The sequence below is a fragment of the Streptomyces sp. NPDC006643 genome (genome assembly GCF_042870175.1).
Lineage (GTDB): Bacteria > Actinomycetota > Actinomycetes > Streptomycetales > Streptomycetaceae > Streptomyces.
Genome location: NZ_JBIAHA010000020.1, coordinates 179,870 through 189,103 on the forward strand (window position 1 = coordinate 179,870; position 9,234 = coordinate 189,103).

Annotated in this window: 7 protein-coding genes; 5 read left to right on the plus strand and 2 right to left on the minus strand. The window is 68.6% G+C overall.

Going from position 1 to position 9,234, the window contains the following annotated elements; translation table 11 throughout:
• Position 1: 1 nt before the first annotated feature.
• The 4 genes from ACFYNU_RS26590 to ACFYNU_RS26605 all read left to right on the plus strand — a co-directional run bounded on the left by ACFYNU_RS26590 (position 2) and on the right by ACFYNU_RS26605 (position 2,697).
• A complete protein-coding gene (locus ACFYNU_RS26590) occupies positions 2-445 on the plus strand; it encodes an SRPBCC domain-containing protein (RefSeq protein WP_356593641.1) in 444 nt (147 codons plus the stop codon).
• Complete coding sequence (locus ACFYNU_RS26595; protein WP_356593639.1) at positions 442-870, plus strand: nuclear transport factor 2 family protein; 429 nt, start codon at positions 442-444, stop codon at positions 868-870. Before ACFYNU_RS26590 ends, ACFYNU_RS26595 begins: the two co-directional genes overlap by 4 nt.
• Entirely contained in the window at positions 870-1,955 is a 1,086-nt protein-coding gene (locus ACFYNU_RS26600; protein WP_356593637.1) for a serine hydrolase domain-containing protein, read from the plus strand. Before ACFYNU_RS26595 ends, ACFYNU_RS26600 begins: the two co-directional genes overlap by 1 nt.
• 352 nt (positions 1,956-2,307) lie before the next feature.
• A complete protein-coding gene (locus tag ACFYNU_RS26605; RefSeq protein ID WP_356593635.1) occupies positions 2,308-2,697 on the plus strand; it encodes a VOC family protein in 390 nt (129 codons plus the stop codon).
• A gap of 680 nt (positions 2,698-3,377) precedes the next feature.
• On the opposite strand, the gene ACFYNU_RS26610 is transcribed toward ACFYNU_RS26605, so the two are convergent.
• Both ACFYNU_RS26610 and ACFYNU_RS26615 read right to left on the minus strand, forming a co-directional pair.
• Positions 3,378-3,905 carry a DUF6328 family protein gene (locus ACFYNU_RS26610; RefSeq protein WP_356593633.1) on the minus strand — a complete coding sequence of 176 codons (528 nt, stop codon included), beginning with the start codon at positions 3,903-3,905 and terminating at the stop codon, positions 3,378-3,380.
• Between the two features lie 1,147 nt (positions 3,906-5,052).
• Entirely contained in the window at positions 5,053-6,006 is a 954-nt protein-coding gene (locus ACFYNU_RS26615; RefSeq protein WP_356593631.1) for a 3-oxoacyl-[acyl-carrier-protein] synthase III C-terminal domain-containing protein, read from the minus strand.
• Positions 6,007-7,015: 1,009 nt separating this feature from the next.
• On the opposite strand from ACFYNU_RS26615, the gene ACFYNU_RS26620 reads away from it, so the two are divergent.
• Entirely contained in the window at positions 7,016-7,906 is an 891-nt protein-coding gene (locus tag ACFYNU_RS26620; RefSeq protein WP_356593629.1) for an SDR family oxidoreductase, read from the plus strand.
• Positions 7,907-9,234 lie beyond the last annotated feature (1,328 nt).

Below are 9,234 nucleotides of genomic sequence, written 5' to 3' on the forward strand. Positions count from 1 at the left end.
CATGACCGACCACCCGGTGAAACACACCACGTTCACGCTGGAGCGGACCTACGACGCTTCGCCCGCCGCGGTCTTCGCGGCCTGGTCCGACCGCGACACGAAGGCAAAGTGGTTCGCGGCCGAGGACGGCCGCTACTCGCTGGACTTCCGGGTCGGCGGCACCGAGGCCGTGCACGGCGGCGACGGGGTCGCCCTTGTCGCGAAGAGCGAGTACCACGACATCGTCCCCGATGAGCGCATCATCTACACCACGGCCCTGTTCACCGACGAGGTCCTGTCGACCGTATCGCTGACCACGGTGGGGTTCGCCCGCGACGGCGACGGGACCCGCTTGGTCCTGACCGAACAGGGCACCTTCCTGGACGACAAGGAACAGCCCGAGTGGCGAGAGCAGGGTACCGGCGACTGGCTGGACGCCCTCGGCCGTCAGGTGGCACAGCGATGACGGCGGACAACGACCGGCAGATCCGCGAGCTGCTGGAGACCCGCACCCGGGCGTTCGGCCGCCGGGACGCCGCCACCGCAGCCGCCGGCTGCGCGGACGACCTCGTGCTGTACGACGCCGTCGGCCCGTTCGTACGCCGCGGCGAGGACCCGGCCGACCGGTTGGAAAAGTGGATCGCGTCGTACCGCACCGGGATCGGACATGAGATCCGCGACCTGGAAATCACCGCCGGAGCCGATCTCGCGTTCTGCCACTTCCTGGTCCGGATCAGCGGCACGATGCGGGACGGCACCGAGGTCGGCATGTGGGTACGCGCGACAAGCTGCCTCCGTCGACAGGGCGGCGCCTGGACGATCGTTCACGAGCACGCGTCGGTGCCCTTCGACGCCGACACCGGCCAAGCCGTGCTCCGCGGTGAACTCTGATGACCCTCCAGCGCCGGGTCCAGGCCGTCATGGACGAACTGGTCGCTTCCGGGGCCGAGACCGGCATGCAGGTCGCCGTCCACCACCGGGGTCATCGGGTCGTCGATGCCGTCGCCGGCGTTGCCGACGGCACGACCGAACGGCCGGTGACCCCGGAGACCTTGTTCTTCAGCTTCTCCACCGCCAAGGGCGTGGTCGCGTTGATCGCCCACCTGCTGGTCAGGAACGGCCTGGTCGGCTACGACACACCGGTGGCGGAGGTGTGGCCGGAGTTCGGGGTGCACGGCAAGGAGACCGTCACCCTGCGACAGGTGCTGACGCACACGGCGGGAGTGCCGGCGATGCCCGGCGGACTCGGCCCCACCGACCTGGCCGACTGGCCACGGGTCTGCCAGGCGATCGCCGGGGCGGAACCGCGATGGCGACCCGGCACTCAGACCGGCTACCACTCCTTCACCTTCGGCTTCCTCGTCGGCGAGATCGCGCACCGGGTCACTGGACAGCCGGTGCGGCAACTGTTGCACGACTGGGTCGCCGCGCCCCTCGGGATCGTCGGTGAGCTGTACTTCGGCGTGCCTCCTACCGCGCTCACTCGGCTCGCCCGGCTGGAGGACGCCGAGCCGCATCCGGCCGAACCGGCGGAGCACGACAGCATCCTGGCACCGTGGGAACGGCAACCCCGGGCGTTGATGGGCAACAGCTCCGACTTCCTCCAGGCCGACATCCCATCCGTGGGCACCTTCACCGCCCGGGGGATCGCGACCGTGTACGCGGCGATCCTGGATGGCCGGTTGATCGCCGCGGACCAGTTGGCGGAGGTGTCGGCGGTCGCCTTCGAGGGAACCGACCAGGTCTTCGGCAACCCCGCCCGGCTGGCCCTGGGCTACCCGCTCGGCCGCGTCGGCGCCCCAGTGGACGAGGCACCGACCACGTTCGGCTGGCCCGGCGGAGGGGGCAGCTACGCGTACGCCAACCCCGCCACGGGGACCTCGATGGCGGTCACCAAGAACCGCCTCACTCCCGACTTCGCCACCGCGCAACGCCTCTCGGACGTCGTCACCGTAGAGCTCGGCTCGCTCGCCTGACGCTGGTGCTGTGATCGGACAGGTTCGCCGGTTGGATCAAACCGTGGTCTTGAGAGGGCGTTCACCCCAGCGGACGCCCTTCTCACAGCGGATGCGCGCCTTCCTTACGTTCGCCGGCCAGGACGTCGTGGTGGCGGGCGTTGGCGTTGCTCCACGGAGTGCTTAGGCGGTTCGCTTCCCGGGAACGTGGCCTGAATGAGGCGGCGCGAGCGGCCGGGGCCGGCAGGGCCGATCTCGCAGCCGCGTCGCCGACCGGCTCTCACCTGCCTCACCCCGGACGCCTGAGCACGACTGGCCCTGATCAACCAGCCTCAGCGCGCTCTGTGCCGACCACCGAAGGAGGAGTGTTCTCGTGCTCAGGCTGGGTTTCCCCGTGATCGGCGTGACGGATATCCCGCGTGCCGTGGCTTTCTGGACATCGGCTCTGGATCTCGTGGCCACCACGGAGTGGCAGAGCGAGACGTGGCGGACGCTGGACCACGCGGACGGTTCCGGCCGGGCCCTGGCGCTGATGCTCAGTGAGTCTCCGGCGCCCACTCGCCCGCGGATCCACCTCGACCTGCTGGTGGACACCACATCTGAGCAGACCGCAGCCGTGCAGCACCTGATCGCGCTGGGCGCCAACAGGATCGCATGGGACTACCCGCCTGCGCCGGACTTCGTCGTCCTCAACGACCCGGACGAAAACGCGTTCTGCGTCGTCGACCTGAGCCGGGCCCCAAGCGGCAGCCACCCGGAGTAGTTCGTGGGCGGTGACAGGCCCTGAATGGAAACCATCACGGCCGAGAGGCAACAGAAGTCGGAATCCGACCAAGGCGGCGCTTCGAATGGCAACGTTCATGTTCCGTTCCACCATCCGGAGCGCGGCGTCGGCCAGGCCCGAGTGGATGTGAGCGACGGCATCGCGGGCACGGCCACCCGCAGGTGCCGGATAGGGGCGTCCAGAGGGGAGCAGAGCACGCACTGTTCGGCGACCTGGCCGCAGAAATCAATCGCGTGGTCGACATTTATTGAGGACAGCAGTAGGACAGCGGCGTTTCGTGGAAGATCGAGTGCCGCGCCTTGACGACGAAGCAGGAGCCCGCTCTCGGCCGGAGAAGTTCGACCAGATCGGCGCGAGGACGGCGAGCGATGTTTCGACGATCTAACCGTGGTGGATCGCCACTCGCCGAAGTTGTCGTTGACGTAGATGGTGGGTGGGCACCTTCCAGCGCCGGGATTCATCGATCAGCCGCCGATGCGAGGCACCACATCCTTGCCGGACGGCACAAGGAGACCGACCTCGGCGTGATCATGTCGATCACCATCAACGCAGAACCGTCATTGCCCCCATACCCGGGCCCGGCGAGAGAGACGCCCCGCCGTGGCCGCGCCGCGCTCCCGGCGTCACTTGCCAGGGGCGGTTGCCGTCGGAGGCGGAACTCAGTCGTCGCCTCTGGGATTGCCCTGGTGCCGAGCCCACAGCGGGGCCACGAACCAGCAGAGCAGGAACCAGACCGCCACCACAACGACCAGCACGGCCGCCCAGGCGTCCCGGACCGCCAATCGCAGCACCAGAAGCAGCGACGACGTCATGGTGCACAACAGGAGGACGAGTCCGAGCACGGTCAGGCGAGAGGCCAGGAGGACCGTCTCGGGCTTGAGCCGTCGGCCGGTGAGAAGGCGATGCAGCGCGACCGGCCCCACCAGGGCCCCGACGGTGGCGGCGCCCAGGACCACGGTCACGGTGTAGATGTGTCGGTCGGCATCTGAGAGGTCGGTGAAGCGCTGCTGGAAAACGACGGTGAGCAGGAATCCGAAAAGGATCTGGACCCCTGTCTGGGCAACCCGCAGTTCCTGGAGCAAGTCGCCCCAGCGCCGGTCGGCGCGCTGCTCCGGGGTCTCGTCTCCCCTACCCCGGTTCCGTGCGCCAGTCTGCCTTCGCCCTAAAGAGCCTTCGTGGTCCCGCATGCGTTTCGACTCCCGAGTCAGTCAAGTACGGACGGCACCGCTCCGTATCCCCTTCGAAGAATGCAGTTCGAGGTAGCCGCCACACGGGTGCCGCGCCGGACACGCCCTGTGCCATGCGGCAACCTGCGCACTGTCCGGCAGCACCTTCTCCGCGAGACCTGCGACTTGGTCCACCCCGGCCCCGATCCTCGTCTCGCCACCAACCCAACCGCGCGGTCGCGTCAGCCCGCCTGCGCGCCCTCCTGGCCGAAGCGCATGTGGATGAGGTGTCGCTCGCGCTCATCGAGCCTGTGAAGTAGAGGGGCCAGTGCATGGAGGTTCTCCACGCGCGCCATGCCCAAGTCCCAGTCACTCAGGGTGAGGGCGAGAGTTCTGCGGGCTGGCCATCGTCGTCACTGCTGGGGGTACCGAGAGACCAGGTGGTGTAGTCGGCGAAGGCAACGGTGGCTTCAGTGACCTCTTCCTCCGGCAGGCTCCGGTGAGCGGCGAGGTCGGCGACAGCTGAGGCCGCCAGTTCCGGTTGGACTTACTACAGCTGGTACGCCAACAAGAACAGGTGCCTGGAGGTTGGCGCAGAGCTGTTCAGCCAAATCGGCCAGCACGAGATCGGCTACAAGTGCGAGCACAACGCCTGGGCCATGTGGGAGCTGTACTACTGGCAGCCGTGATCAGGCGCCTGGCCTTCTGACCTGAACATCGTCTGGCTCGGATAGCCACCGACAACGACAACGCCTCGTCCCCGGCATTTCGGCCGCCAGGGACGGGGCGTTTCTCCCGCCGCACGGCTCAGTGGTGCAGTGCGCGCAGGAGATGGCGCAACACGATCACCGTGAACTGGCGGGCCGGGGGAGGTGGCTGATCGCCTCGCACAGCCCGTTGGCGCTGTCGGTGAGTTCGAGTTCGCCCCGGACCGCCCGCAGGCTGCGCGCTTATCGGCCCCTTAATGACGAACGCGGGGTCCCGCGTTTCGCGTTCCAGCTGGGCGGTGACGTGCCGGTGGAGGACCGCGAGGGTGCGAAGTTCCAGATCGCCTTCCTGAGCACCCCTACCGGTGCCGGTCCCTGGTCAGCGCGGCGGTCAGTCGCGCAGTTTGCGAGGACCGGGCGGCGGACGGTGTTGGCGGGTCGGGGACTTACTGCCCGCGAGGTCAGATCTTCCAGAGGGTGACGGCCCACGCCGCGACGCGTGCGTTGCCGAGGACCAGGACGTGGTCTCCCGTGGTCAGGGTGCCGGTGGCGAGGAGGCGGTCGAGGTTAAGGACGACGTCCATCGGTCCCAGATGTCCCCACCGCGCGAGGTTCTCCCCGCAGACCGGGTGGATCGGCAGGTCCAGGGCCTGTTCGTAGAAGCGGTACGCGCCGGTGGTGGTGTTCGGCATCAAGGTCGCGCTCACGTCGCCCTTGGTCAGCCCGGCCTCGGCCAGGACCTCCTCGACGAGCGCGGCCGTATGGGTACGGCCGCTCATGGCCAGTTCGAAGACCCGGGGCCCGCCGGCGCTCTCGTGGGACGACTCCTGGCCGGGGGTGCGCGGGTGGGTGCCAGCGAGTTCGTGAAACCGTCCGTCGGCACGCATCCGGTGGGCCACCAGTGCGGGCCGGCCGCTCCGCACCAGAGTCATCGCGAACGCCCCGTCACCGACGACCATCACCGGGTGGCGCACCCGGCCGCCGTCGGCGGGCCTGCTGCCGTACGTCACCATCACACTGCGCCGCGTCGGGTCGGCCGCCAACAGGTCGCGGGCTAGGCCCCAGGCCACGGCCGACGCGGCGCACCCCGACCCCGCCACGGTGAATGGGAAGGCCGTCATGCCCGCCGCGTGCTGGACGCGGGCCGCGTCCGTGCCGACGTCTCCTTCTCCCGGCCGCGCGGCGATATGGATCATCACATCCGGCTTGTGCGGGTACGCGGCTAACAGATCCCGGCACGCGCGAGCGGCCAGCGCACCCGCGTCGGTGTCCGCGTGCACACCCACCGTACGAACCCCGGAGGTGTCCGCTCCGCCGGACGCCGCGTGCTCGAGCCCGGCGAACTGGGGAAGGTCGACGACCCGTACGCCCTCGTCGGGCAGCAGACAGTGCACAGCGCCGATACCGAAACTCATCGAACTCCCTCGATCGCGTGCACCGCCGACGACAACCGGCCCGCCCAGGTACCTCCTTCGGCGATGCTCATCCCTCCCGTCGGACACGTCCCATCTGATCCCGGGCGCCGTCGCGACACAGCCGGTCGGCCACTGGAGATCGGTCCCCGAACGCGCCACGCCTTCTCGAATCTCCCCACGATCACACCGGCCTCACGCCGGATCCGGGGAGGCGTACCGAAGCATCCACGCGCACCGGCATCCGACCCTCACGCCCAGCGTGCGATTGCACGCCCGTCGCGCCCGCGTGGCGGGCCGTGACGTACCGGAATCGGGCGTACGTACGGGCACCCAAACGGCTGACGCGGCTACGGCGTCAGCGATCTGCTGACGCCCCTTCCCCGGTCCGGCGTGTGGGCGGGCCCGAGCTCTCGGGCGATAGAGGCGGAGGTGAGCATCGTGAGCAAGGGCAAGAGCAGTGGAGGGAAAGGCCGTGGCGGTGGGCGTACTCCGATGACTCAGCAGGCCGGTCGCGGATTCAGTCCCGGTCCGCGAGGGATTCGTCGAGCAGGTCAGCCATGACAGGCTTCGGCTCGCGGGCACAGTCGGCCGGCGACCGGAACAGCAAGGGCGACGGCCGGCGGTAGTCAGTAGGCGATGCGGACGACGCTGACCATCAGGATCCGTCGGCATGCGTGCCCAAGGCGTGGATCTCATCCGCAGTCCGGTGCAGTTCGTCGTCCTCCGCGGCCAGCAAGAGGGTGTACCCGTTCTCGGCGAGCAGTCTGGCCAGCTCGAAGCGCCCATGACGACGGCTAGGCGCTGGTGTCCTTCATGGCCCTCCGAGTCCCCACAGCCCTAGTCTCAAGCAGTTGCTGTTCGTGGCGGATGCGGTGGGGTCGCCTGCGCCGCACCCGCCGGACAGGCGCGCCGCTCCCGCACATGTGCGTGGAGGGCAGGGGTGCCGGATTCGACCGCGGCATTTCGGGAACAGATGAGTGCCCCGTTGCCCAGCGACAGGAGTCACACGATGGCCGAGGAAACCCAGAAGCCCACGGACCCGGTGAGCAAGCACCCCCAGCCGGACTTTCCACAGCAGGATCAGTCGCATCCGGGGTGGAGCGGGCCGATGGACCCGCCGCCGGACCACGGCGAGGAATCATACGAGGGCCACGGCCAGCTCGCTGACCGCAAGGCCCTGATCACCGGCGGCGACTCCGGCATCGGACGGGCCGTCGCTCTGGCCTTTGCCCGCGAAGGCGCGGATGTCATGTTCAGCCACCTGGAGACCGAGGAGGAGGACGCCCGCGAGACCGTACGGCTGGTGAAGGAGGCCGGCCGGAGAGCGGTCGCCGTCCCGTGCGACCTGCGCGAGGAGGCGCAATGCCGGGACCTCGTCGGACGGGCCGTCACGGAGTTTGGGCACATTGACATCCTCGTCAACAATGCCGCTTACCAGATGTCCCAGCCCGACGGCATCGGCAGCATTTCCACCGAGCAGTTCGACCGGGTCGTGCGCACCAACCTCTACGCCATGTTCTGGCTCTGCAAGATGGCGCTACCGTCCATGCCGAGGGGCGGAAGCATCATCAACTCGGCCTCCGTGCAGGCGTACAAGCCCAGTCCGCACCTCCTCGACTACGCCATGACCAAGGGCGCGATCGTCACTTTCACCCAGGGGCTCGCCCAGATGGTCGCGAGGGATGGCATCCGTGTGAACGCCGTGGCCCCCGGCCCGGTCTGGACCCCGCTGATCCCGGCGACAATGCCCGACACCGCCGAATTCGGGAAGCAGTCACCCCTCGGACGACCCGCCCAGCCCGCCGAGATGGCACCCGCCTACGTCTTCCTCGCCTCGCCCCGGGCCAGCTACATCACCGCCGAGATCGTCAACGCCACAGGCGGCACACCTCTCCCCTGATCCCCGGCAGACCAATGGAAGGACATCAGTAAGGTCGGTTATTCATGGATCACTCGCAGGTGCCTGTGCTCGACGCGCCGGCGGCCAATCACCGGCGCGGGTACGTGCCGTTCACCCCGCCGAGGCACGCACAGGGCCGGGGACCAGGGAACACGTAGCCACGCCACCATGTATGCCTCAACCAGACCCTGCACACCCGCCTCGACCTCAGCACAACGCGGCACGACGTCTATCACTCCGCGCACGCTGTGAAGGCGATGCGAAAGGCCACGTCCTGCTACCGGGAGGCACCGGCCTCCCATACTCCCGGGGTCACCCGATCCCACATACGTCCCACAAAATGCCTGATGTTCCGTCAGGCAACCGAAGAAGCGCAGTTCAGAGGCACTGGACAGCGAATACGCCAAGCGCCTTCTAAGCGCTCGCTCCAGAGGGCGCTTCCTTAGCAACCGACACGCCGGTGGCGGTTCTTCGGCCAGATGTGAACCACCGGTGTGCTCGTCTTGACGCCAACGGTAGAGAGCCAGGTACACAGCAGGAACAGACGACACGACTGGCATAAGGCGCGGTATCGGATGGGGAGGTACTCGGAGGGGCGACCGCAGGCGGGGACCGGCTGCCGTTCGGCCAGACGTACCGGCAGTCGCACTCCTCAGTCGCCCCGAAGGGGGGCCGCCACACGCTGTTCATGGGTCTGCGCGGGTCGGACCGCGTGTTGCGATCCTCGGTCGTCCCGGAGGGTGACCGCCACCACCGGCATCGTCGGCCTGGTCCTCGGCTTCCTCTCGCGGTTGCGACCCTCGGTCGCCCCGGAGGGTGACCGCCACATTTCCTCACCCGCCGTAGGCGAGGTACCGGTAGTAGTTGCGACCCTCGGTCGCCCCGGAGGGTGACCGCCACTTCGATGCCCTTGCGATCACCGGCCGGGACCTCCGGAGTTGCGACCCTCGGTCGCCCCGGAGGGTGACCGCCACCGCGGGACAGGCGTCGACTCGGACGGCGTAGGTGTAGTTGCGACCCTCGGTCGCCCCGGAGGGTGACCGCCACTCCCGACCGCCTTCTCGACGACCCCCGTCGTCATGACGTTGCGACCCTCGGTCGCCCCGGAGGATGACCGCCACGCGGGGCACGACAGCCTCCTGAAGCGTTGTTGAGCCGTTGCGACCCTCGGTCGCCCCGGAGGGTGACCGCCACTCCAGACCATCGCGCCCCTGATCGGCGCGAGCGAGAGTTGCGACCCTCGGTCGCCCCGGAGGGTGACCGCCACTCCAGACCATCGCGCCCCTGATCGGCGCGAGCGAGAGTTGCGACCCTCGGTCGCCCCGGCG